General features: G+C 33.6%; 24 protein-coding genes. 10 read left to right on the top strand and 14 right to left on the bottom strand.

The genetic code is table 11. From position 1 onward, the window contains the following. The first annotated feature begins 4 nt into the window (after positions 1-4). From DG508_RS10790 to DG508_RS10755, 8 genes are all read left to right on the top strand, one after another. Positions 5-1,231: an NADH:ubiquinone reductase (Na(+)-transporting) subunit B gene (locus DG508_RS10790; RefSeq protein ID WP_108868145.1), complete on the top strand. Its 1,227-nt coding sequence runs from the start codon at positions 5-7 to the stop codon at positions 1,229-1,231. Positions 1,232-1,234: 3 nt separating this feature from the next. Continuing rightward, positions 1,235-1,990, top strand: coding sequence for a Na(+)-translocating NADH-quinone reductase subunit C (locus DG508_RS10785; protein ID WP_108868144.1), 756 nt, complete (start codon positions 1,235-1,237; stop codon positions 1,988-1,990). A gap of 3 nt (positions 1,991-1,993) precedes the next feature. Further along, entirely contained in the window at positions 1,994-2,686 is a 693-nt protein-coding gene (locus tag DG508_RS10780; protein ID WP_108868143.1) for an NADH:ubiquinone reductase (Na(+)-transporting) subunit D, read from the top strand. Positions 2,687-2,759: 73 nt separating this feature from the next. Continuing rightward, the gene (nqrE, locus tag DG508_RS10775; RefSeq protein ID WP_108868142.1) at positions 2,760-3,476 is read left to right on the top strand and encodes an NADH:ubiquinone reductase (Na(+)-transporting) subunit E; all 717 of its coding nucleotides are present in this window, start codon (positions 2,760-2,762) and stop codon (positions 3,474-3,476) included. A gap of 4 nt (positions 3,477-3,480) precedes the next feature. After that, the gene (nqrF, locus tag DG508_RS10770) at positions 3,481-4,791 is read left to right on the top strand and encodes an NADH:ubiquinone reductase (Na(+)-transporting) subunit F (protein ID WP_108868168.1); all 1,311 of its coding nucleotides are present in this window, start codon (positions 3,481-3,483) and stop codon (positions 4,789-4,791) included. 113 nt (positions 4,792-4,904) lie between these two features. After that, positions 4,905-5,783 (top strand): DUF4846 domain-containing protein, encoded by an 879-nt coding sequence (locus DG508_RS10765; RefSeq protein ID WP_108868141.1) that lies wholly within the window; start codon positions 4,905-4,907, stop codon positions 5,781-5,783. Positions 5,784-5,821: 38 nt separating this feature from the next. Continuing rightward, positions 5,822-6,199, top strand: coding sequence for a Na(+)-translocating NADH-quinone reductase subunit F (locus DG508_RS10760; protein ID WP_108868140.1), 378 nt, complete (start codon positions 5,822-5,824; stop codon positions 6,197-6,199). Between the two features lie 6 nt (positions 6,200-6,205). Continuing rightward, positions 6,206-7,204 (top strand): FAD:protein FMN transferase, encoded by a 999-nt coding sequence (locus DG508_RS10755; RefSeq protein ID WP_108868139.1) that lies wholly within the window; start codon positions 6,206-6,208, stop codon positions 7,202-7,204. A gap of 85 nt (positions 7,205-7,289) precedes the next feature. On the opposite strand, the gene DG508_RS10750 is transcribed toward DG508_RS10755, so the two are convergent. From DG508_RS10750 to gpmI, 5 genes are all read right to left on the bottom strand, one after another. Further along, a complete protein-coding gene (locus DG508_RS10750) occupies positions 7,290-10,802 on the bottom strand; it encodes a CHAT domain-containing protein (protein WP_108868138.1) in 3,513 nt (1,170 codons plus the stop codon). Positions 10,803-11,002: 200 nt separating this feature from the next. Beyond that, a complete protein-coding gene (locus tag DG508_RS10745) occupies positions 11,003-11,770 on the bottom strand; it encodes a class I SAM-dependent methyltransferase (RefSeq protein ID WP_108868137.1) in 768 nt (255 codons plus the stop codon). A 47-nt stretch (positions 11,771-11,817) separates the two neighbouring features. Next, positions 11,818-12,636, bottom strand: a complete 819-nt coding sequence (gene map, locus DG508_RS10740; RefSeq protein WP_108868167.1) for a type I methionyl aminopeptidase — start codon at positions 12,634-12,636, stop codon at positions 11,818-11,820. Positions 12,637-12,788: 152 nt separating this feature from the next. After that, entirely contained in the window at positions 12,789-13,340 is a 552-nt protein-coding gene (locus tag DG508_RS10735) for a thioredoxin family protein (protein ID WP_108868136.1), read from the bottom strand. A 48-nt stretch (positions 13,341-13,388) separates the two neighbouring features. Further along, positions 13,389-14,906: a 2,3-bisphosphoglycerate-independent phosphoglycerate mutase gene (gene gpmI, locus DG508_RS10730; protein ID WP_108868135.1), complete on the bottom strand. Its 1,518-nt coding sequence runs from the start codon at positions 14,904-14,906 to the stop codon at positions 13,389-13,391. Positions 14,907-15,219: 313 nt separating this feature from the next. Between gpmI and DG508_RS10725 the strand changes: the two genes are divergently transcribed. Both DG508_RS10725 and DG508_RS10720 read left to right on the top strand, forming a co-directional pair. Next, the gene (locus DG508_RS10725) at positions 15,220-15,603 is read left to right on the top strand and encodes an ankyrin repeat domain-containing protein (RefSeq protein ID WP_108868134.1); all 384 of its coding nucleotides are present in this window, start codon (positions 15,220-15,222) and stop codon (positions 15,601-15,603) included. Positions 15,604-15,813: 210 nt separating this feature from the next. Continuing rightward, the gene (locus tag DG508_RS10720; protein ID WP_103866677.1) at positions 15,814-16,200 is read left to right on the top strand and encodes an ankyrin repeat domain-containing protein; all 387 of its coding nucleotides are present in this window, start codon (positions 15,814-15,816) and stop codon (positions 16,198-16,200) included. Positions 16,201-16,262: 62 nt separating this feature from the next. Here the strand turns inward: DG508_RS10720 and DG508_RS10715 are convergent, their stop codons facing one another. The 9 genes from DG508_RS10715 to DG508_RS21185 form a co-directional block, all read right to left on the bottom strand. Next, positions 16,263-17,027: a M48 family metalloprotease gene (locus DG508_RS10715; RefSeq protein ID WP_108868133.1), complete on the bottom strand. Its 765-nt coding sequence runs from the start codon at positions 17,025-17,027 to the stop codon at positions 16,263-16,265. A 154-nt stretch (positions 17,028-17,181) separates the two neighbouring features. Next, positions 17,182-17,658: a CAP domain-containing protein gene (locus DG508_RS10710; protein WP_108868132.1), complete on the bottom strand. Its 477-nt coding sequence runs from the start codon at positions 17,656-17,658 to the stop codon at positions 17,182-17,184. 57 nt (positions 17,659-17,715) lie between these two features. Beyond that, positions 17,716-18,441 carry a M15 family metallopeptidase gene (locus DG508_RS10705; RefSeq protein ID WP_103866680.1) on the bottom strand — a complete coding sequence of 242 codons (726 nt, stop codon included), beginning with the start codon at positions 18,439-18,441 and terminating at the stop codon, positions 17,716-17,718. Positions 18,442-18,475: 34 nt separating this feature from the next. Continuing rightward, positions 18,476-19,051, bottom strand: coding sequence for a ClpP family protease (locus tag DG508_RS10700; RefSeq protein ID WP_255409465.1), 576 nt, complete (start codon positions 19,049-19,051; stop codon positions 18,476-18,478). A 421-nt stretch (positions 19,052-19,472) separates the two neighbouring features. Then, positions 19,473-20,864 carry a hypothetical protein gene (locus DG508_RS10695; RefSeq protein ID WP_108868131.1) on the bottom strand — a complete coding sequence of 464 codons (1,392 nt, stop codon included), beginning with the start codon at positions 20,862-20,864 and terminating at the stop codon, positions 19,473-19,475. 157 nt (positions 20,865-21,021) lie between these two features. Then, positions 21,022-22,167, bottom strand: coding sequence for a gliding motility-associated C-terminal domain-containing protein (locus tag DG508_RS10690; RefSeq protein ID WP_108868130.1), 1,146 nt, complete (start codon positions 22,165-22,167; stop codon positions 21,022-21,024). 371 nt (positions 22,168-22,538) lie between these two features. Continuing rightward, on the bottom strand, positions 22,539-24,680 hold the full coding sequence (locus tag DG508_RS10685; RefSeq protein WP_108868129.1) for a DUF7933 domain-containing protein: 2,142 nt from the start codon (positions 24,678-24,680) through the stop codon (positions 22,539-22,541). A gap of 21 nt (positions 24,681-24,701) precedes the next feature. Further along, positions 24,702-25,352 carry a hypothetical protein gene (locus DG508_RS10680; protein ID WP_234418218.1) on the bottom strand — a complete coding sequence of 217 codons (651 nt, stop codon included), beginning with the start codon at positions 25,350-25,352 and terminating at the stop codon, positions 24,702-24,704. A gap of 73 nt (positions 25,353-25,425) precedes the next feature. Further along, on the bottom strand, positions 25,426-26,100 hold a 675-nt coding region (locus DG508_RS21185; RefSeq protein WP_199912779.1), incomplete at its 5' end, for a hypothetical protein.

Raw genomic sequence — 26,100 nt, 5'->3', positions numbered from 1 at the left:
TGCAATGGGATTAAAAGATAAATTACATAAACTAAAACTTAAGTATAAAGATAAAAAAATGGCCCCTGCATTCAATGCAATCCATACGTTTTTATACTTACCTAATGAGACAACGCATTCTGGAGCTCATGTTCGTGGAGCAGATGATTTGAAGCGTACAATGAATACTGTTATTATGGCGTTATTGCCATGTTTGATATTTGGTATATTTAATGCAGGGTATCAACACCATGTAGCAGCAGGAGAAATTGATAAAGTAAGCAGTGGTTTTTTTAGCCCAGAATTTTGGTCTTTTGCTAACCTTACAATAGGATTATGGAAAGTGTTGCCACTAGTCATAGTTTCTTATGGAGTAGGGCTTGCTGTAGAAGTTTTGTTTGCAGTAATCAAGAAACATGAGGTAGAAGAAGGATATCTTGTAACAGGGATGTTAGTGCCATTAATTGTACCGATAGACACTCCGTTATGGATGTTAGCAGTGGCTGTTATTTTTGGTGTTGTAATAGGAAAAGAAGTGTTTGGAGGAACAGGGATGAATATTCTTAATCCAGCATTGACTATAAGAGCATTTTTATTCTTTGCATATCCTACTTGGATGTCAGGGGATAAAGTATGGGTTCACGGTGCGGTAGAAAGAGCAAGTGAGATAGCAGGAGGAGCAAAATTAGATGCTATATCAGGAGAAACAGTACTAGGTAGTTTAGCCCAAGGAAAAGAAATTTCATATTCAGTATCAGATATGTTCTTAGGATTTATACCAGGTTCAGTTGGAGAGACCTCTGCAATATTAATTCTATTAGCAGGGCTATTTTTGGTTTTTACAAAAATTGGTAGTTGGAGAATTATGCTAAGTGCTGTGCTAGGAGCTCTTGCCATGGGATTAATTTTTAATGGAACAGTGAGTGCAGGATGGATTAGTGAAGGTAGTAAGTTTTATAGCTTAATGAGTACAGAATTCTGGCATCATTTGATTATTGGTGGTTTTGCATTTGGAGTTGTATTTATGGCAACTGATCCTGTTACGGCATCTCAAACGAATAAAGGAAAATGGGTATATGGATTCTTGATTGGGTTTATCTCAATACTGATTCGAGTATTTAACCCAGCATACCCAGAAGGAGTAATGCTTGCAATCCTGTTAATGAATGTATTTGCACCAACTATAGATCATTATGTAGTTCAAGGGAATATTAAGAAGAGAATGAAACGTTTAAAACTTAAAACGGCGTAGATCATGGCTATTAATACAGATAAAAATTCGTATACAATTATATTTGCCGTAGCAATGGTGGTAGTAGTAGGTTCTCTATTAGCATTTACGGCATCTTCATTGAAAGGCAAAATAAATGCCAATAAACGTACAGAGAAACAGCAAAATATCTTATTTGCTATGGGGGTTACAGATACAGAAGACCCTAATGAGTTTGTGCCAGCAGAAAAAGCTCAAGAGTTGTTTGATAAATATGTAGGAGATGAGCAGTATATTATTACTGGTAGTTCTGCAGAGAAAACTACTGATGCTTTTGGTATAGAAGTTAAAAAAGAGAATGATAAGGTTAAGCAAGATGCTAATTATGTAAGGAAACTTCCTTTGTTTATAGGAAAGAAAGAAGGACAAGAGTATTATGTTATACCTATGAGAGGAAATGGTCTTTGGGATGCGATCTGGGGATATGTTTCTTTAGACAAAGAGTTCAAAACTGTAAAAGGAGCATTTTTTGATCATAAAGGAGAAACACCTGGACTAGGAGCGAATATCAAGGAAGCATATTTTAGAGATGATTTTATAGGTGAAAAAATATTAGATGCATCTGGAAACTATAAAGGAATTACAGTAAAAAAAGGAAATGCAGATCCTAAAAATGTTGATAAAAGTGATAATGAGGTAGATGCTATGGCAGGAGCAACAATCACAGGTGATGGTGTTACTGCAATGGTAAAGAAAGGGATAAAAATGTATCAACCTTATTTCCAAACTTTAAAAAAATAAGAGATGGCTGAAGTAACAGAAGAAAAAGTTAAAGTAAAAGAGCCTAAAGAACCTTTGTTCTCTAAGAAAAATAAAAAATTATTAACAGATCCACTAGCAGATAATAATCCAATTACTATTCAAGTATTGGGTATCTGTTCTGCATTAGCAATTACTGCTCAGTTAAAGCCATCCATTGTTATGGCAATCTCAGTAATCTTTGTTTTAGGAATAGGTAATGTGGTGATTTCTCTAATGAGAAATATCATCCCTTCCAAAATTAGAATTATTGTTCAACTAGTAGTAGTAGCAGCTTTGGTAATTGTGGTAGATCAAGTATTAAAAGCTTTTGCTTATACATTGAGTAAAGAACTTTCTGTATTTATCGGTCTAATTATTACCAACTGTATTATAATGGGGCGTTTTGAAGCCTTTGCTCTTGGTAATGGCCCATGGAAATCCTTTTTGGATGGAGTAGGGAATGCTGCAGGATACGGATTGTTATTGATTATAGTAGCTTTTTTTAGAGAGTTATTAGGATCGGGTACGTTGTTTGGTGTTAAAGTGTTAGGAGATCCAATAGAAAAAACGGGACTATATGCAATAGGATATGAGAATAATGGTTTTATGGTCTTAGCTCCAATGGCATTGATTACTGTAGGAATCCTTATTTGGATACAGAGAAGTAGAAATAAAGCATTAATTGAAGATCACTAGAGAGTTGCAAAATTGTTAGTTGATAGCATAAAAAATATCAACCATCAATCATCAACTAAAAACTGATAAAAAAATGGAGTATTTAGAATTATTTTTAAAATCGATATTTATAGACAACATGGTTTTTGCATTCTTCTTAGGAATGTGTTCATACCTTGCTGTTTCTAAGAAAGTTTCTACAGCGGTTGGTTTAGGAGCTGCAGTCATATTTGTACTTGCAATCACAGTGCCACTGAATTTTTTACTTGATAAGTATATCCTTAAAGAAGGAGCTTTGGTATGGTTGGGGGCTGAGTATGCTGATTATGACCTAAGTTTTCTTACCTTTATTTTGTTTATTGCTACCATTGCTACAATGGTACAATTAGTAGAGATTATTGTAGAAAAATTCTCTCCATCATTGTATAATTCGCTAGGGATATTTTTACCTTTGATAGCGGTAAACTGTGCAATATTAGGAGGGTCATTATTTATGCAACAAAAAGAGTTTGCAACTATATCTCACGCAGCGGTATATGGAGTAGGATCAGGGATAGGATGGTTTTTAGCTATTCTTGCGATAGCAGCTATTCGTGAGAAAATTAGATATTCTAATGTGCCAGCTCCTTTGAGAGGATTAGGAATCACATTTATCCTTACAGGATTAATGGCAATAGGTTTTATGAGCTTCGGAGGAATGTTGACAGGTGGAGATGAAGAGGAAAAGAAAGAATCTAAAACTGTTCAGGTAGAAAAAGAGAAGACTACAAAAAAAGTAGCCGAAAATACTAACGTTACAATACTTAAATAATATGATATTTTTAGCAGCATCTACAGCTGGAACAATAGCGATAACCATTATTTCGTTTTTGGTGCTGATTCTTATATTAGTAGGAATCTTATTATTTGCAAAAGATAAATTATTACCGTCAGGACCAGTAAAGATTACTATAAACGGAAAAAAAGAAATTGAAGTTGCCTCAGGAGGAACATTATTATCTACCTTAGGTAATCAAAAGATCTTTTTACCATCTGCCTGTGGTGGTGGTGGAACCTGTATTCAATGTGAGTGCCACGTCCTAGAAGGAGGAGGCGAAGCACTGCCTACAGAAACACCGCATTTTTCTCGTAAAGAATTACAGCACGGAGCTCGATTAGCTTGTCAGGTAAAGGTAAAACAAGACATGAATGTCGAGATTCCAGAAGAAGTATTCGGAATTAAAAAGTGGGAAGCAGAAGTAGTACGTAACTATAATGTAGCCTCTTTTATCAAAGAATTCGTAGTGCGTATTCCAGAAGATATGGGATACAAAGCAGGAGGATATATTCAGATAGAAATTCCACAATGTGAAATTAAATATTCTGATATTGATATTACTGCACATCCAGAGGAGCATGAAACACCAGATAAATTTCAAGCAGAATGGGATAAATTTGGTCTATGGCCATTAGTAATGAAAAATGCAGAGACGGTAGAACGTGCATATTCTATGGCCTCTTACCCTGCAGAAGGAAGAGATATCATGCTTAATGTACGTATCGCTACTCCACCATGGGACCGATCAAAAAATGGTTGGATGGATGTAAACCCAGGAGTTGCATCTTCTTATATCTTCTCTAGAAAACCAGGAGATAAAGTTGTGATCTCGGGGCCTTATGGAGAATTCTTTATTAATGAATCTGATGCCGAAATGTTATATGTTGGTGGTGGAGCAGGTATGGCGCCAATGCGTTCTCACTTGTATCATTTATTTAGAACACTAGAAACTGGTAGAACTGTTACTTATTGGTATGGTGGTCGTTCTAAAAGAGAATTATTCTATTTAGATCATTTCTATCAATTAGAAAAAAAATTCCCTAATTTCAAATTTTTCTTAGCACTTTCAGAGCCTTTAGAAGAAGATAACTGGAAAGTAAAGAAAGATATTCATGATACAGAAGGAGATGGTTTTGTAGGGTTTATTCATAATTGTGTAATAGATAATTATCTTAGTCTGCATGACGCGCCAGAAGATATTGAGTTATATTTCTGTGGCCCACCATTAATGAATAAAGCTGTTCAGAAAATGGGTGAAGATTTTGGTATGCCAGATGAGAATATTAGATTCGATGACTTTGGAGGATAAATAATTGATCCTAAATGTATATACATCTATAAAAATGATGTAAATAATTCACTGTAAACCGGTATAAGCAATTATGCCGGTTTCTTTATTTTTGAAAGTATATTGCTGTACTTATGAAAAAATATATTGTATCGTTCGTAGTTATTCTTGTTGTATTTCTAATCCTTAGAAATACAAGTAAAGGTAGGTTGGTTACAAATCACCTAAAAGGAGTGGTGACCAATACAGTTTTGACTCCAAGTTATATAGATACAGAGAAAGACTCAATCTCTACACGAGTTATTGTTCCTGATGGATATAAAAGAGTGTCTTATCCAAAAGGTTCTTTTCAAGAATATTTACGACATTATCAATTAAAAACATATGGTAGTAAGATCATAAACTATGATAATACCGAGTATTTTGCGCAAAATTGGCATGAAGCTATTTTAGAGATTCCTGTTCCTTCAAATGGATTACAACAATGTGCAGACGCACTAATGAGGATGCGGTCAGAGTATTTATGGAAGAAAAATAAGAAAAGTAAGATAGGTTTTAATTTTACCTCAGGACATTATTGCTCATGGAATAAGTATGCAGAAGGATACCGCCCCAAAATAAAAGGAAATAAAGTAACTTTTCATAAAACAGCAACAGTAAACCATTCCAAGGCTAACTTTTATAAATACCTGAATCTTATTTATACATATGCAGGAACCTTGTCTATGTATAATGAATTACCAAAAGTAGCTGTAAAAAATGTTCAGATTGGAGATATGCTGGTTAAACCTGGTTCTCCTGGGCATATAGAAATTGTAATAGATGAGATTATAGACCAAAAAGGTAATAAAATGTATTTGTTGGCACAGGGTAATACCCCTGCACAAAATGTATGTTTACTTAAGAATTTTGAAAATACAGCGATCTCTCCATGGTATCAATTTGTAGAAAATGAAGCTGTATATACTCCTAGTTATTCTTTTAATAAAGCTAGGTTTATACGTTTTAAATAATTTAGATTTAAAGATTAAGATGTTATCTTTGTTGCGCTATGGGGAAGATACTTACTAAACAAGAATTACATAATCTTGCAATGAATATTGTAGGAGAAGAATTAGAAAAAAAAGGATTTGAGTTTATTGCAATTAATAGTACACTCGGAAAACATCCTCAGTTTGTCTGTATAGATAAATCAAATCAAAGATACTTTGTGCTAGTCAAAGCAATTCCCTATCCAGATAATCCGCATAATTATGATGTGATCTGGATGGAGTCTTTTAAGAAACATGCGGTAGAACAAGAAGCAAAAGTGTTCTATGCAGGGGTTGGTTTACAAAATGCAGAGAACCCAAATAAGCCAGTCTTTTTAAATGAAGATTATGTGCTAGAATATGCAGGATTACAACCTATAGAAACACATTTGAATTAACTAGTTATGAGTAGAAAAATAAGCAGTATTATAATACTGATAATAGTATGTGTTTCATGTAAAAGTGAACCAGAGGTACATCTTAATTATTCAAAAGGAGAAGCTTTTGGTACTACCTTTTCTGCTCAGTTTATAGATACAAAAGAGTTGGATTTATCAAATTCTTATGATAGTATCATAGACGTAATTAATACCTCGATGTCTACATATATACAGAGTTCTGATATTTCTAGAATAAATAAAGGAGATACCACAGTTGTTATCGATATGCATTTTGAAAAAGTGTTTACTACCTCAAAGCGAATTTATAAGGAAACTGCTGGTGTTTTTGATCCAACTATTGGAGTTTTGGTGAATGCATGGGATTTTGGTCCAAAAGGAAAAATAAAGTCTTTAGACAGTCTTAAAATAGATAGTTTATTGGGGTCAGTTGGATTGCAAAAAGTAGTATTAAGTAAAAGGCGAATTGTAAAAGAAAACCCAGATACATTTATAGATTTTAATGCATTGGCAAAAGGATATGCAGTAGATGTTTTTGCAAATTTCCTGGAAGATAAAGGGGTTCAAAATTATTTAGTAGAAATAGGAGGAGAAATTAGAGGAAAAGGAAGTAATGTAATGAAGCAAAAGCCATGGAGAATTGGGGTGGAAGACCCTAATTTTGATGATACACAATCCTATAGCAAAATATTATCTCTACACGATGAAGCAATGGCTACCTCTGGGAGTTATCGTAAATATAAGATGGATGAGCAAGGAAATCGATATGCCCATATAATTAATACAGAAACAGGATATCCTCTTAAGTCTAATTTACTAAGTGTATCGATATTAACGAATACCTGTATGGAAGCAGATGCCTATGCTACAGCTTTAATGTCAATGGGGTTAGAGCGTTCAAAGAAATTTCTAGAAACACATCCTGAACTAAAAGTATATTTTATATATGAAGATCAGGATAAAGAATTAAAAACACTTTCTGTAAATGGTTTTCCCAAAGAGTAGAAGGAAAATTAATTATCTACATGATTACCAAAATAGTACTAGCCTTTACAAATTCATTAAAACTTGTAAAGGCTGTTTTTTTATACTACTTAGTTTTTATGTACCATCTCATGCCAAAAAGTAATACCCCTAAAATAGCAATACCTAGAACCCAATACCAGACAGTAGTACTTTTAAAAGGTATAGGGGTTGTATCTCCAACCAAATAAAACCCACCCCAATAAAAAGGTTGCATGCGATTTATATTTGCAGTAGCTAGGTATTGTAATTTAGCTTGTTGTAAAGCTTTAGCTTTATTCATGCCTGCTTTTAGATTCGTATAAAAGTTTTTCATTAATTCTGGGGTAGTACTATCTGATACCTCCCAACTACTTAAGACTAAGCTTTTGGTTCCCGCGTACTGAAAAGCAGTTCCTAAGCTTATAATACCTTCACCTTTTGCAATTTTACCTGAGCCAGTGTTACAAGCACTTAGTACTGTAAGTTCTGCTGGGATATCCAACGCAAATAATTCATGGCTATATAAATAATTGTCCTCTATAGAATCGTTGCTTTTTGTGAATAAAAGTTTAGAGTTTTCAGGATGTTCGTTGTCTACTTCTCCATGTAGTGCCAAATGTAAAATATCGTAATTCTTAGCATTTTCCTTAAAATTAGCCTCTATTGCCTGAGAACCAAAATAATATTGCCCATCAATAATATCGGCAATCGCTTTGATTTCTTTACGAGTACCAGGTAAATCTTCTTGGCTATCTCTTAAGGTTGCCAAACTCATTGTGTTTGTATCCAGTGTAGTAATGTCTGAAAAAGAAAAGGCAAGACATTTTTGTCGTTTTTTTGATGCGGAATTTATTGTATTCAATCCAAATAATACATTTGCTGAATTGGCATATGAAATTGCGTAATCTTTGAGTAAATAGGATAAAATCGCAGGATTATTAGATATATCTTTTTGAGTAAGTAGTAACTCAAAATTACAATGCCAAAGAGGGCCATCTGGAATCATAATAATTTCTTCACCTACAAGTTTATCTGCAACAGGAGCAATGATTTGGTTATATACGGTATGGCTAATGCTTTTGTATTCTTGTATCTTTTGTTTAATAATCGATTCTCTAAGTTTTTTTATATTAGAAAGTAAGGTTGTTGTAGTCAATGGTTGTACCGCTATGTTGTGTTTAGAAATCGTAAATACATACGAAATACTATCTGTATAGAAATACTCTAACAATGTTGTGTTCATGTCCAGATTATTCTGAATATCATCAACAGTAAGGGTATTGTTTTGATATTTTAATTGATAATATTTAGGGTAATTGTTTTCTACAACGTTGGTTAGTGAATCTTGTTTTTTAGTAATATCAAATAAATGATTTTCATAAGAAGTGATCATAGCAGTGTCTTTGCTTTTCTCTGATCGTTTATTTATAATCTCTGAGGTATAAAAAGCATGTTCAGACTTTAAGTTTCTCTCTAGGTCAAGAATTTTTTTTGGAAATCCTGCAAAGTTTTTAGCGTTGGATTCTGCCAGTAACCCTTGTAAGGTGTTTGCCTTACTTTTTTCAGCATAATAAAATGCCTGTTCTAGAGATTGTTGTTGTTGATTAACTTGATATTGTAGTATATGTACTTGTATAGCATCTGTATATACCTTCTTACTTTGTTTAGCAAAAGTAAGCTTATCACTATAAGTATGTAGACGTTGTCGGATATAGTGAATCAAAGTATCTGCTTTTTTGTAGTTATTGATACTTGCTGTTAGTGCGGTTGGGTGGTTGGTGTGTTTGTATTGTTCTTGCAAAATAGTTGCTTTGCCATGTAAGCTAGCTAATAAGGCATTTGTGTCTAGGTACGTATCAAAAGTTGTTTTGCTTTTATTGCTTAGAGTTTTATCAGGGAGCTCATTTGCAGTAATCGCCTTGTCATAATATAATATAGCTTCATCATATTTTTTGATTTGATGATATACTTCTGCAATCTGATTATACGATTTTGCAGTTCTAGGATGGTGCTTTCCGTCTGTTTGTAGTCTAATAGAAATGCTTTTATGTAGATATTCTAAAGCTGTATCGTACTTTTTTTGTTTGGCATATGTATCTGCTATGGCATTATAAATATCACAAATGTAATAGAAATGCCCTCTGTGTAATTTTTCTTGTATTTTTAAAGCTTTTTGATAATAGTTTAAGGCAATATTATATTCTTTTTTTTCAGCGTATAACCTCCCAATGTCTAGATATGATGCGGAAATATCTGAATGATATTCTCCAATAGAATTAACACGTATTTGTATTGCTTTTTGATAATAGGATAACGCCACATCGTACTCTTCTTTTGCTTTATAGGTATTAGCCATATTATTATAGGTACGTGCTACGGCACTATGATTTTCTCCTAAAGAATATATAAAACTGACTATCACTTTTTTGTAATAAATTATTGCATTATCATATTCTCCTTTTAGTTGATAGGAAAGTCCAATGTGGCCATAACAACTTCCCAGAAAAGGATGTTTCTTTTTGAATTTTTTTTTAATAATCGCTAAAGTCTTGTTGTAACATTTTAAAGATAATTTATACAATCCCTTTTTGTAATATGCATACCCTATATCAATATATATGTCAGCAATCTTGGTATGTGTTTTTCCTAATGTAGAAGACAATATTGCTAAAGCTTTTTTAGAATATAATAAAGCTGTGTCATTTTTCCCTTTGGATAGTTGAATTACCCCAAGGCTTTCATAACATAAAGCAGTATTAGGGTGATGCTCTCCAAAGGTATCTATCATAATAGATAATGCCTTTTTTTGGTGTTTTATTGCCTTGTCGTAGTTATCTTGTCTTGCAAGAATATTTCCTATATGATGATAGCAAAAGGCTACTTCTGGACTAGTTTTTCCAAAAATGGTAGTTCTTGTCTGTAATGCTTTATGGTAGTAATCTAAAGCAAGAGGAAGTTTCCCAAGATGGTAATTGGTGGTGCCAATATCGATATAGCTGTCTGCTATTTTTTCATGCTTTTTACCAAAAGTATTGATGCGTATTGCTAGTCCTTTTTGGTAATGTTGTAGTGCTTTATCATATTCTGCAAGAACATGATGTATTGTACCAATGTTATGGTAAGAATCTCCTATTTGAGGAGCTCCCTGTTTTAAAACCTTTAATTGTATTGCCAAAGCTTTCTGGTAATACTCCATTGCTTTTTCAAACTCATCTTGATTTTTATAAATATGCCCCATACTAGTATAAGAAGAGGCTACTTGTCTATGAGAATTGCCAAAAATACCTAATCGTATAGTGAGTGCTTTTTCAGCATTTTGTAGGGCTTGGTCAAAATTGTAATTACTATTGTGGGTTGTAGCAATTTTGGCATAGCAATTTGCTATTTGCTCAGGAGTATTTGCTTGTTTATAAATAACAAGTGCTTTGTTGAAGTACTTGAGAGCGCTATTTGATTCTCTAAGGGTTAATAAGCTATCTGCTTTAGTGATATACGTAGAAGCTATATTAGTACCTTGTGCAATTATAGATGAAGGAGATAGCAGGTAGAGAAGGATATATATGATTGGTATAGAAAATAGAAATGGAGTGCGGTTCATAAAAATAGGCCTATACAATTAATCTCAAAGATCGTAAAAATGATAATTTTTGCGAGGATAATAATTATAATAAATATGGTTAAAGTTTATTACAGGCGTTCTTTTATTAGCGGAAAATTTTTAGAAATAAGAAAATTAGGGTAAAATACTAGATTTTTTTTGAAACCAATGACGGAAGATATTGCTTTTTTTATGTAGAACTACAGTTTATAACAAACAGGAAGTATTTCTCCAGAAGCTAAGCAATATTTGGTAACTTCTTCTTTAGATAAGGTTTGAGTGTAGTCGATCTCATCAACCTTAAAACCAATGGATCTGAGTTTTTCAAAATAATCACGACCATATACTCTTACATGATCATATTGTCCAAATATTCGGGCTCGTTCTTTGCGATCAGTAATAGTGTCATCCTCAAAAGTAGTAGCGCGACTTAAATCCTGAGGGATTTGTAGAATTGCCATGCCACCAGGTTTTAATACTCTTAATAGTTCTTGCATTGCTTTGGTGTCATCAGGAATATGCTCCAAAACGTGATTACAAAAAATAATATCATATTTATTATCTTCAAAAGGAAGATTACAAATATCAGCTTTAATATCTGCTAGAGGAGAGTTAAGATCGGTAGTAGTGTACTTTAGATTTTTCAGGTTTCTGAATTTTTTATAAAAAGCTTGCTCAGGTGCAAAGTGAAGTACTTGTGCAGGAGAAGTAAAAAAATCAGTTTCGTTTTTCAGGAATAACCAAAGTAATCTATGGCGTTCTAGTGATAATGTAGAAGGTGAGAGTACATTATCTCTTTGTGTACCATACCCATAAGGTAAAAACCGAGAGAAACTTTTACCATCAATAGGATCAGTATAGGTTGTACCTCTTAATAAGAGAGATATTAATGGACGTACCAAATAGCTCAATCGAATTAATAGAGGGCGTGGAATACTATTTAGTATAAACTTAAAGAGTTTTTTCATTGTGTAGTTTTATCCAAAACAGACTTAAAGCTGTGTAGGGCCATAAATCAAACAGATAGCAACTCTTGTCTAAAAGCATCTTCTTCATTAGACTCTATTCCTAATGCTTGATAGATATATTTAAAAGTAGATAGTATTTCAGGTTTTCCATCTATTATAGCCACATCATGTTCAAAATGAGCGCTAGGTTTACCATCTGCAGTGAGGATAGTCCAACCGTCTTTTAATTGTTTGATTCGGTGCGTTCCCATATTGGTCATTGGCTCAATGGCAACTACCATACCTTCAATAAACTTTTTTCCTTTACCACGACGGCCATAGTTTGGCATTTCGGGATCTTCATGCATTTTTCTTCCTAAGCCATGACCAACAAGTTCTCTTACAACTCCATATCCTGCATCTTCTGTGAATTTTTGTATAGCGTAGCCAACATCACCCACTCGTTTTCCTACCTTGAATTCTGCAATACCAACATATAGAGATTCTTTGGTAATACGAAGCAAGCGTTCTATTTCTTCAGATATTTCACCTACTGGAAATGTATACGCATGATCTCCATAAAAACCATTTTTGATAGCACCACAGTCTATAGAAATGATGTCACCATTTTCTAGAGGAGTGTTATTGGGGATACCATGAACTACTTGAGCATTAGGGCTCATGCATAGCGTATTTGGGAAATCGTATAGTCCCAAGAAACCAGGGATAGCATCGTGATCTCTTATAAATTCTTCTGCAAGTTTGTCTAATTGTAGCGTAGTTACACCAGGTTTTACCTCTGAGGCCAACATTCCTAATGTTTTAGAGACAATCAATGCACTCTCGCGCATTAATTCTATTTCTTCACGTGTTTTGGTAATAATCATAAGCTTATATACAATATCGGTAATAAAAGAAGGCAAATTTACAAAGAATAATACTTGTTCTGCTCAATAGATAGGGTCTATTTTAAGATTTAATCGTTCTAATTAGATAGGTATGATAGTTTTAACGTGTTCTTATATAGTGCAAGAAATCATTAATCTTCATAAGAATGTTTGTATGATTGATTAGATACAATTGCAAGGATATCTTTTTCAAGAGTTTCTCTGGCAAACTCTACATAACGCCCTATTTCTTTTCCATCTTTGTAAAAGATAAAAGTTGGAACTCTCATAATATTTGCACCTTTTTCAAAACCTTGAGGAGTGTCTTTGTCTTTTGATACAGTGATTAATTCAAGGTTTTCAAAATCAAAAGATGCATTATCTAATATTTTATAAAAAGCAGGAGTTTCTCTTTTACTATCACCACACCAAGTACCCATAAAAGCCTTAATAGTTATATTTTTAAGATAGGGAGATAGTTTTTTGACTGTTGCTGTATCAAAAGAATACTCCTTATAATTTGTGTTAAACCAACTGCTATATGGCTCTTGTTCTAGAGCGCTACGATTGTGTTTTCCAACAAGGATTTCGGGATTTTCTGGTGTTTTTGCAGAATCTACATTATTGGTAGATGCATTGATGACCTTAGAGCTCGAACAAGAACTTGTAAGGATCAAAACGAAAATAAAAAGTATTCTTTTCATACAGATACTATAATTATATAAAACAGGTTTCAGTATATAACACTTCACTTATTTTAATAATGAGTGTTGAGTCATTGCTTCTGGTTTTTTAATTCCCATAAGGTGTAAAATTGTAGGAGCAATATCTCCTAAAACACCATTATTTACATCAATCTTCTCATTATCAATCATAATAAAAGGAACGGGATTAGTGGTATGCGCAGTATGTGGTGTGCCGTCTGGGTTAATCATCGTCTCACAATTACCATGATCAGCAATAAGAATGATAGAGTATTGATTTTCTAGGCCTGCAGTTACGACATCTTTTACGCATTGATCTACTGCTTCACAGGCTTTGATTGCAGCATCCATTACACCAGTATGACCAACCATATCTCCATTAGCAAAATTTAAACACACAAAATCAACCATTGCTTTTTGTAATTCTGGTACCAAAGCATCTCTTAATTCGTAGGCGCTCATTTCTGGTTGTAAATCATAAGTGGCTACTTTTGGAGAGTTGCGTAGTATTCTGGATTCTCCTTCAAAAGGTTCTTCTTGCCCTCCTGAAAAAAAGAAGGTAACATGTGGGTATTTCTCGGTTTCTGCAATTCTAATTTGGGTCTTTCCTGCATTAGAAATAATTTCCCCCAGTGTTTCGGTGATGTTATCTTTATTATAGATGACATTAATCCCTTCAAAATTTTCATCATAATTTGTCATGGTAACATAATACAAGGGTAATTTATGAGTGTTATACTCATGCATATCCTTTTGAGAAAGCATTTCTGTTAATTCTCGTCCACGGTCTGTTCTAAAGTTAAAGAAAATTATAACATCATCATTCTGTATTGTAGCTACAGGAGCATTGTTTTCCTCTAGTAAAATAGGTTTGATAAATTCATCAGTAATATCATTATTGTAACTATTTTGGATACTGTTTAATGCATCTGTACTTGATTCTCCGACACCATTCACCAAGAGATCGTAAGCTAATTTTACACGCTCCCATCTTTTATCTCTGTCCATAGCATAATAACGACCTATTACAGAAGCTAGTTTACCAGTCGTTTTAGTCATATGATTTTGAATATTCTCAATATGCTTTTTTCCTGATTTAGGATCTACATCACGACCATCGGTAAAGGCATGTAAAAAAACATTGTCTAGCTCATAAGAATGTGCAGCATCAAGCAATCCTTTGATGTGGTTGATGTGAGAATGAACACCGCCATCGCTTACTAAGCCTAGTAAATGAATGTTCTTATTGTTTTCTTTTGCATAGCGAAAAGCATCTTTGAGTGTAGACTCATCTTTAAGAGTATTGTTTTCTACTGCAATATTGATTTTGGCTAAATCCTGATAAACAATTCTACCAGCTCCCAGATTCATATGTCCTACTTCACTATTTCCCATTTGCCCATCTGGTAGCCCTACATGAAGACCATCTGTGCGTAAAGAAGCATTAGGGTATGTTGAGTATAGACTATCAATATACTCAGTGTTGGCATGATCGATAGCCGATACTTTTGGGTCAGGAGATGTACCCCACCCATCTAGAATCATTAGGATTACTTTTTTATTCATAATGTACTCTTAAAATTAAGTTTTTGGTTGGTTATTATTTTGTTTCTAAAATTTTTAAAAAATGAAACAAGAAACAAAGTTACAATTTCAGGAAAGAGCATACAAAAGCAATGATTAATCCTATGTAAATTATATGTTTTGAAAACATTGTTTAAAATGTAGTTTTTGTGAAATCATTAACGAATTTGTGTATGTAAGGTTAAAAATAAGTTATTCTTAAGATTTATGTGTTTTTTGTAAGAATAATGTAATTTATTTGCGCTGTCAAATTAAAACACAATTAATAAATAAACATTGTAAAAGTAAAAAACAAATGAAAAAGCTTTCAATTTTAGTAATGTGTATGACGGTCAGTCTTGTTTTTGCAATTGACCCGGTAAAAGATCTGAGTAGCTATAAGGTTGCCAAAACAGAAATCACTAATGTTTCTCCTTTTTGTATTTCAATTGTAAGAGGAGACTATGAAATGGTTAAAAAAATGGTTGAATTAGGTTCTGAAGTAAATAAAATCTCAGAAGGAATGACACCACTTATGTATGCTGCTCGTTACAACCGGTTAGAAATAATTAAACTTTTAGTTGCTAATGGCGCTAAAATCTCTACCCAAAATGATAAAGGGTATTCGGCAATGAAATATGCAGAAATTTCTGGTGCCGAAGATGCAAAATCTTTATTGATGGAGCTTAAAGCGAAGTAAAACCTTCGTAATTAATCTAAATATGTGGGTCCGCTAAACATCTAATGTTTAGCGGATTTTTTTTGCTTTATGATTTCTTGTAAATGCAAAGTTCGTTTTAAGAGAAAAGGTTAAAATTATGTTATTTGATATGATGGCTGTAACAAAGTATAAAAGATAGATGTCTTACCTATAATACGTCAATCAAAATAAATTAAAAATCAATTCATCATGAAAAAAACAATTTTTGCAACCTTACTAATTATGTGTGTTACTACTATTAGTTTTGCTAATAAAGAAACAAAGATAGTTTCGGATTCTCATCACAATTACGAACTAAATTCTTATAGCACTAGTCCATTCTGTATGGCAATTGTAAAAGGAGAGGTAGAAATGGTAAAAAAACTAATCGAATACGGAAGCAATGTAAACCAAAAATCAGATGGGATGACACCGCTTATGTATGCTGCACGATACAACCGTACAGAAATTATTAAAATGCTTATAAAAAAAGGAGCTAATGTAAAAACGAAAGATGCTAAAGGGTATACTGCAATGAAATTTGCAGAATTATCAAACGCCAAGGAGGCAATTGCTCTTCTAAAAGAGATGTCATAATATCTCCTTAATTAGTTTTAATAAAAAAATGCTGTTTGTTTAAAGAAACAAACAGCATTTTTTTATTTACGATGTTCTTGTATAGCTTCTTTTATTTTTTCTATTCGATTTTCTGGATCGGGATGTGTACTTTGAAACTCAGGAGTACGATTTGGCCCTCCAGCAGCTTTCAGAATTTTCATTACCCCAATCATTTCTTCAGGATTGTATCCAGAATTAATCATGAATAATACTCCTAGGTTATCACTTTCTAACTCATCATCACGACCATTGCCTAATAATACATTTTGACCAATACTATTTACAATACCTCCTGCATCTGCACCAACCGAAGCTCCTGTAGATATAGTTTTCCAGAATTCATGTTCTGCTATTCTCTCTGCAGAGTGTCGACCAAGAACATGACCAATCTCATGACCTAATACGCCAGCAACTTGGTCTTCATTTTCTAATTTGGATAACAGGGCATATGTTATAAATATTTGACCTCCAGGTAATGCAAAAGCATTAATGGTGTTAGGGTCAGACAATAAATGAAATTCATATTTATAAGGAGTCTGCTTTGCTATACTCGAATTGACCAGTTTGTTACCAATCTTATCAATATAATTTTGTAGTTTTTGATCAGGGTATAAACCACCGTGTTGTTGCGCCATTTGAGGGGCGCTTTGTAATCCGATAGCAATTTCCTGATCGCTAGTCATATTTATATTTTGTACTCGATCTGTATAGGGGTTCATTGTTTTGTTATTGCATTTTTTGAAAAAAGCAAAAGCTACAATTGCTAACCCTATAAGAATTCTGATTTTTAAACCACCACGTCTCATGAGTAATTATTTTTGATGTCAAATTTAAAGTTAGTAAATATAAAAATTGCTAGCTAATAAAATGTTAAATTGACTATTTAATGGTTTTAATTACAGGTAGATATGTGATGAAGAAGTGTCAGATTCATAAACGGGATATAGGTTTTTACAAAATTTACCTATAGAAAATTTGAGTATAATAATATTTGCCTTTTTCATCTTTGATAGCGGCAATACCAATATGGGTATAGTTTCCTTCCATATTTTTTCTGTGAGGTGGACTGTTTATCCAGCTGGTGACAACAGATTGAGCTGAATTTTGCCCTGAAGCTACATTTTCAGCTATTCCAGTAGCATTTTCTTTTTCTTTAAGGGTGTTGAATTTATCTTCAAAATTGTCATGTCCAATAATGCCTTGAGAAATCATATGTCGTGTATGATCTATAGCTAGTTGCTCTGCTGTTTCGTTTTTCTGTAATGCAGGAAGATTTTTACTTTGTCTATACTCGTTTACTAGTTTTAGAATTTCATCGGTAATAGAGATTTCATTAGGGATATTATTATCAGCAGCCGTGTCATCATCGCTAGAGCATGAAACGGCTATGCTTATAAGAATAAAGATGCAAAAACGTTTGATTAAAGAGGTGTTCATTTTATGGGGTGTTATAAGATTATTTGGATAGCATATAATTCTGAAAGACTATATGTTTTAAAGTAATTTTGGGTTGATGTCATTTATATTTTCTGTAATATATCTTTCTATAAAATCAGCTGTAAAGAAAGTACTGCCCATAAGTTTTGCTTTTTTTAACTCTGTTGCAATATCTAATTTTCGGTACGATTTTAATAAAGGAATAGAAAGTGGCGCATAAGAGTAATGCCAAGGCTCATATTTAAACCCTTTTCTGCTAGGTTTATCTGTGTATACAAGATAAAAACCAAAAGAATTAGCATGTTGATCCATCCATTCTTTGAATTTGCAGAAAGGGCCATCACCTTCAAAATTTTTGGCAAGAAGAAGTCCTCTGGGTTGTGGCGCATTGCCATCAACAATATCTAGGTCAGTACCCCAGTGATGTCTAGATGTACCTGGTATTGTAGAGTATTCTACAATTTTTTGTATTGCTTTGATAGGGGATAACCCTTCAGCTGTAAACTTTTTGTATTTACGTTCCCAGATTCGATTTTGATGCGCATAATTTCTGTAACTAGAAACTACCTTTATTTTGAATCCACTTTTTAGTGCTTCAGCTTTCATTTTTAGAAAAGCATCATATGCTTCTTTTCGAAGCTTATACCCATCTCCAAAAAGAGAAGGATTGCTTTTTCCCATTAGATCATCTTTTGAAAAATCTGACTGTAGCATAGAAAAAGAAGATAATGAAGCTCCAATCGTTGCTAGAATGCTCATGCCGATAAAATCTCTTCTTACCATAAATGTTAATTGCTGTAATTGTATTTAGAATCTATTATTCAAGAATTCCATCTATAATCCCATACTCCAATGATTCTTGAGCGTCCATCCAATAATCACGATTAAAGTCTTTTAAAACCTTATCAATATCTTGGCCACAATTATCAGCAAGAATCTGAGCGCTTAATTCTTTAGTTTTTAATATCTCTGCAGCTTGAATTTCTATGTTAGAAGCCTGACCTCTTGCTCCTCCGCTTGGTTGGTGAATCATTACTTTTGCATTTGGTTGAATGAATCTGCGCCCTTTTTCACCAATACTTAAGAGAATAGACCCCATAGATGCAGCAAGTCCAGTACATATAGTAGATACAGGGCTTTTTATACTTTTGATAGTGTCATACATAGCAAAACCAGAGGTAACATATCCTCCTGGACTATTGATATATAACTTAATCTCTTCATTACTTATCATATCAAGATACATAAGTCTATCGATAACATGCTTAGCTGATTTATCATCTACCTGTCCCCAAAGAAATATACTGCGTTCTTCAAGAAATTTTTTATCAATCAAATCCTGTACTTTTCCTGATTTTTCTTTCATCTTATTAAATGATTTATGTTTTTTTATATTTTTTGTAGTAATTAAAAACTCTTTCTGAAACGATTATAATAGTATTAAAGAGTTAGCTCTTATGTTTTAAAAAAAGTGTTTTTATCATTGATGATAAATGTATAATTATTTTCGTAGAAAAGCATCATGTGAATTTAACATTTTGCAAAATTTTAAAGAGGAATTTTGACATTGTTGTACTATTACTAGATGAATCATTGTTCAAATAACATAGTAGAGTAATACTTGGTAGTTCATTGTATAAATGGAATTATGAATAAAAAAATAGTTGTTTGAGAATTCAATTCAGATGATAGTTATTTCAAATTAGGTTGATATAATCCAGATTGAACGAGTGATAACTATTGAAATGTAGGTGACCAACTGAAAGGTATTGATGGTTTAAGTTTACTCTTATACTTTGAGAAATAGGATGTTGTTAGCGGGGACCTAAAACTATAAAAGAGAAAAAAGAGTCCTCAAAAAAATTCCCATTACTATCCAAGGTGCTGACAGTACATTGACTAGTAGATATTTGAGAGATATCTACAATATTATCATCCAAAACTCCATTTAGATCTCCAGCAGTAGCTGTTAAACTCGGTATTCCTGTGAATGCAGTAGAAAAATTTATTCGATATCTACCAGTTCCTATTTTTGTAATAGTAAAGCCAGTTCCCTGCGCAATGGATCCATTTGGATTAATATTACCTCTCATCATGCGCAAACTTTCTTCTCCCTCTACAGAATTAGATGAAGAGGATGAGGCATTTGGACTAATTTGTTGCCAATTTGTACCATCACTTTTAATCCATAATACAGAGGTGCTAGCGATGATTGTTTGATTTGAATTAGATAAATCACGATATGTACTAATTGTTCTATTGGTATTAGTACTATTTTTTAAAATATAAATTCTTCCTTGACAGGTGTTAGGATTTGGTAGTGTTATAGTATGTGCGCCAGTGATATGTATTGTGTGGTGATTTTCTGTCAATGTTAAATTAGTAGTAGTGCTTAGAATTGAAGTAGAAAAAGAACCTTCTAATTGTAAGGTAGAATTTGCTATATTGAAACCAGTCGTTGGATCATTATAATCACTATCTACTGGCACTTCTTGTGGATTAAGGTTAATCCCAAATCGAGTAGTTGCATCAGCCGTATTGTTGCTACCTTGTACTCTAAAAAATTCTCGATGAAATTGCCCTCGTCTGTAATCATATCTTTTGAATACCATAGGTTCAGGGCCATCATCTCCAATAATAAATTCTAGTTTTCCATCATTTGCTGGTCCTGCTGAACCTATTTCGAATAAATCTGTTCTTCCTGTGCTTCCTTTTAATCTGAAATTTCCATTTGCTGTGGTAAAAAACATGGGTTTATAAAATGAAGCCCCAGAAGCAGCAAATTGTAATGCTGCAGTATTTCCGTCTCCATTAATATACATTAGAGGTTGATCATTATCAGTATAATCAGGGAATGTTTGAACCAGACCTAGAGTTTGTCTTCTTCCAAATTGTAGTAAAGGAAGATTGTTTGATCTTATCTCCATTTTTACATCATCAATGTGACCTAGAAAAGAAGAGGAGGGAAGTCCTGTATTACCATCTATGAGCCAATTATCATTACTGGTCGATACCCAGGTTGTGCCATCAAATACAAAAACTTTACTTTCTTCAATATTGTAAAGCATGGAGCCAATAGACGCGGCAGTAACAGCATTCATTTCAGCAGAAGTAGTAGCTGTAGGGAGTCCCATTACTGAAAATTCATCGATTTGACTAAAAACGATTCTAGGTAGAATTAATAAAAGAAATACTATTTTTCTCATTTAATAATAGTTTTTGTAGTTATTTGGATTGTAAAAACAATTACAACATAACTTTGAATTTACTATGTATTATTTGACAAGTATTATGTTTACTCTAGTAGCCTTTTTGAGTGTGAAGTATTATTTATAATCCTGATAACAAGATTTTTTGGTGAATTTATCTATTAATGTATAAATATCCAGCTCGATCTTTTTGATCATGAATTTTAAGTACATAGTAATAAGTACCTACTGGTAGTTCTTCGTCTTTGGCGATAGTAGCTCTTCCTTCAGAGATACCAGACCATGTGTTATTGTATCCTTTTTTGTGATAAACTTCAACTCCCCATCTATTAAAAATAGTAAGTTCATTATTTGGAAATTGAGCAATACCTTGAATTGTAAAAGTGTCATTCACACCATCTCCATTTGGAGAAACAGCCGTGAATATTTCAAGATCACCATCTAGTATTATTTCAGAACTACCAAATGTTAATACTACATAATTATCTGGGATAATAAGTTCAGAAGTAATCTCGCCATTATCTAAGTTTCCAGATGTAGCAAAATTTCCTAGGCTTACCCATTGTTCTAGATTTCTATCCCACCCAGCAACTCTAAGGTCATCAAGTGAATCCACTAGAGTAGGGATGTTACTGTTATCATCCCAAGTAAGGGTTACTCGAGTTTCAGTAGCTCCATCAAGATCCCAAAATTCAAAAGAACTTACAGCAAATAATGTGTTACCAAAATTATCAGTATTGAAACTTCCAGGGAAAAAATTAGGGGTATTTGGATTTTCAAAGAAATAAGCTCCTCTTGCTGTGTTTGTAGCAGCTTGTGAGTCAATACGCATTGGGCGCAGTCTGAAATCATCTCCAATTGGAAAAGTAAAATCTAGTTGCCCAGTGATAGAGGCATAACCATCTACATATCGCTCATCGTTTTCACCTAAATATGGAGAGTCATTAATATAATCTAAAGAAACAAAACGTCTATCTCTTGGTGTTTGTACTTTGCCATTTATAAATTCTTGAAAATGGGTAACACCTACTGCAATTTCTAAAAACAAATCGTTTATAACATCTATTTCTACATCATAAAATACAGGACGGTTATTTCCAGATACGGTAAGGTCACCAGTAGTATTATAAAAACCAGCAAGACCTAAGTTTTGATTAAAGTCTCCATCATTAATTACATCAGAATGAAAACCTATCTTTGCTTCGTCATGCATTTGGATATCTCCAAAATTGTGAAAAGCCTGCTGTGCCATGGCTACATGAGATAAAAAACAAACGGTAATAAGAATAATTCTCTTCATAAATATATTGGGGCAGTATTGGTTTTACGGTTTTACAGTAAATCTGATATGGCAAATATATTCTTTTTTATTGAAAATCAATGGTTTTTAGTGATAAAAAGTAAAATAATATCGATAAAGAGCGTGTTTGTTCCGATTAAATGAACGTATTTTTCGATTAAAACATACCCGTTTAGAAAAATATTATTTAACTGACAAACATAAGAAAATTAATTAATTGATATTGAATGATGTGATGAAATAATTAAAATTAGTAAGTTTTTTTATGAAAGATAAATGACTATTAGTAAGATCTTTGTGTTTTGTTTTTAAACTAGTGCTGATTGACTCTTTGATGGGCACTATTTGTTAATTTCATAGATGTTTTTATTCTAATTATTAACTCGATATGTAATTCTTCGATTTGTAACAACTGTTTTTACGATTACATTAAGGGTTCCTGTGGTAGTACCTGCCAAAGGAATATTTTGGTCATTAGTAATATCAGCCGATGATACGGTATTGTCAAGACTACCTAACTCTGTTCCAATTACATCAAATGTAAATGTACAAGAGTTTCCAGCAAGTAGATTAACTCCTGAAACCGAAAAATTATCAGACCCTGAAACAGCATTAATGGTTCCTCCACAAGAACTATTTGCGTTTGGTGAGGTTGAAATAGTCATTCCAGAGGGTAAATTGTCTGTAATAGATAAATTAGTAAGATCCACTCCAGTAGAAGGATTTTCTAATACAATTGTTACAGTAGATTCTTCACCATATCCAATAGTTGTTGGTGAAAAGTTTTTACTAGCTACTGCAGGGAAAGCTACTTCTGTAGATACAGCAAAAACACCCCCCCAAATTCCTTCATTAGCACTTCCTAATCCTACATTGAGTGTAGTAGCATTGTTAAGTACAAGTCCAGAAGCATCAAAAATATCAATATCTATTCCCCAGTTAAAACCCAAATTAGGACTTCTGCCACCTACATCAGTTCCAAACTTTGATATGGTACTATTTAAAGTGTTATTTGCGGGATTTAAACCATTAGCAAGAGCTGTACCATTTATAGAAACAAAATCTCCTACTTGATTAGCTTCACCATCAAATCCAAAATATCCTGCATGTGTATCAAAGGCTCCAGTTGATGGGGTTAATAGCCCTGTAACTGTAAAAGCAGAATTTGCTCCAAACCCAAAAAAGTCAAAGCCATCCCAGATACTTACACTACGTGTAATATCAGAAGGATCTTCGAATATTATTACCATTGTCCATCCACCATTAGGTCCTGTAAATGCACTTCCAGTAGTTAGAGGTATATCTGCCACTGTGTACGTTCCTGATCCTGCCGCTTGAACTATAGAGGTTACATTGGCAAAGGACATAAAGGTATTCCAACCAGCAAAGTTTGCAGTTTCAATATTTGTAACACTTGCATCAACAGTAGTATAACCTCCTGCACCAGGCTCTCTAAATTCTACTTGTTGAAGACTTAATGTGGGATCAGGATTAGTGATTCCACCAAAAGTAGAATTATATGTTCCTCCCCAATATAATCCTGCCCAGCTTACAGTAGCTCCTGCGGGTAAAGTAAAGTCAGAGCTACTGGAATTTATTGTGGAAGCATCTACACTGGCGTATCCCATTACTACAGAAGGATTGTTTGAAGTAGGAGTTCCTGGGCAATTGGCTACACAAATAAGATTTGTATTACCAATCATATCAAAATTTCCTCTTACATTAACAGAAAAACGTTCTTCATAAGGCCTTGGATTTTCTATTTCAATATCTACAATTGTTCCTATTCCCTGATCTGTAATATCTACAGATAAATCACTTATGTTAGAGAAGTCAACAAAGAAAGTCTCATCCCCCTCTGTACTAATGTCATCTAATATTGGAACTGTTATACTTTCTGTATCACCAGCAGTTCCAGAAAATGATAAAGTCCCATTTGTTGTTATGTAATCTGTTCCAGCAGTAGCAGAGTTGTTAGTCGTTGTAAAGTCAACAGTAAAACTACCTGCAGTATCTATACCTGTATGTGTTACGGTAAATGTGGCTGTCCCTTGGTCTTCATCAACCGAAATATCATCTATAGTTATTTCTGGTATTGGTTGAATAATATCAAATGTAAGAGTGGTATTTGTGAAAAAATTCGGAAATGATTCTAAAATTAATACACCGTCTTGATATACTCTTACATAACTTCCAGCTCCATTCCAGCCATCACCAAACCAATCCTCTAATAGTAAAGTGTATCCAGTTCCATATGGCACACCAGCATAAGCCTGGGGAGTACCAATATTGTTATACGCCGTATTTGATGCTCCATTAAAACAATCGAAAGGATTGCATATTGTAGGTAGTATCGGGGTACTAGAAGGGTTTCTAAAAGTAACTCTGTTTTCAGATGACCATGCTTGCCAGTTGACCTCAATCTCTATAAGTGCTTGAGAATAAGAAGCATACCTCCCGAATACTAACATACAAAGTATAATCAGAAATCTATTATGTAGATATTTTTTCATTAAGGTTTAGATAGTGTTGAATTATTTTACAACAAACACCACATTAATTAGGGTGTTGAAGTCCACTGGTTGTCCAATTACAGTATATGTAAGAACACCATTTGCATCAATACTCATTGATGAAGTATTAAAAACACTAGGGTCAGCAAAAGTTACATAGTAATGTAGCTCATTTGCAGCATATACAGGTATGTTCGGAGCAGAAGGGCTCGTTGCTGTAGGTGATGAAAACTGAGCTGTATACTGTGTATATAGATTTAAAGTAAATGTACCGTTTGTAGCAACAGGAACTTCAATAGAAGGAGGGTAAAAAACCCTAGCTGCTCCAGATGTAATAGGAGCAATGGCCTGAATAACCTCTTGTACATTAGTTTCTGCAGTAGGAGCTGCTTCTCCAGATTGATCTACATCTATAGGGGTAGCTAGATTTACTTCAGAATCAAGTTGATCGTCTGTAGCAGCTAACCACCCATTGGTAACTCCAGTATAACGGTAGATTTCTTCATCTCCTAAATTATAAACAATAGAGCCAATTTGTGGACTGGCAATACCATTTATTTCGGCCATGTCTGTGGCAGTTGGCAAACCCATTAGTGAATTTGCATCTAATTGACCAAAGATTACTGTTGACCAAATAGAAAATAAAAATAGTGTTAGGGGTAATTTTTTCATCATCAAAATTTTTATCATTTACAACTTTATTCTTATGTAAGTTGACTTTGCTTTATTAGTTGAGTAATTGTTGTTAAAAGTCAAGTACGGTGAACATAAATTCTAGATCGATATCATCCTTTTGATTTGCACCATTATCACTATCTCCAATATTGATTCTAAATCCAGAAGCAGTTTGATTATAATATGAAATACCAGGATCATCATAATCTGCTCCACTATTACCAGGGCAATCACCACCACAATCAATCGTTGCTAATTGTATAATATAATTATCGTCTGGCATAGGTGTTGTAAATGTTACTTGATAATCACCTTCATTTATTCTAGACACTGTTGCATTCATTATTTTAAATGCAGTTCCGTTACCTGCTACTTTCCCCATTGCCTTTACAGGGCTTGCAAAGAATGCTCCTCCATCAGTACCTACTGTAATCTGATTTCCAGTATTTGTACTCACAACATTAGCTGTTTGTGTACCAGTACTTTCATCGGTATGTGTAATTACACCTGTTGTTGTATTTTGATTTAGATTAGTTACAGTTTCATCGATATCAACTACAGTTCCTCCTGTAAAGTTTACTGTGGCGATCCTGTTACCTGCAATTGTATTTGTAACGCTTTCAATGTAGCTAGGTCCAGTTGGTCCAGTACGTCCAGTTAATCCTGTTCTACCCGTTAAACCAGTGCGTCCTGTAAGACCAGTACGTCCAGTTAATCCTGTTCTCCCTGTTAAGCCAGTACGCCC

It is taken from the genome of Aquimarina aquimarini, assembly GCF_900299535.1.
Lineage (GTDB): Bacteria > Bacteroidota > Bacteroidia > Flavobacteriales > Flavobacteriaceae > Aquimarina > Aquimarina aquimarini.
The sequence above is the reverse complement of the archived record's forward strand: the minus strand, read 5'-3'. Positions and strand labels throughout refer to the sequence as shown.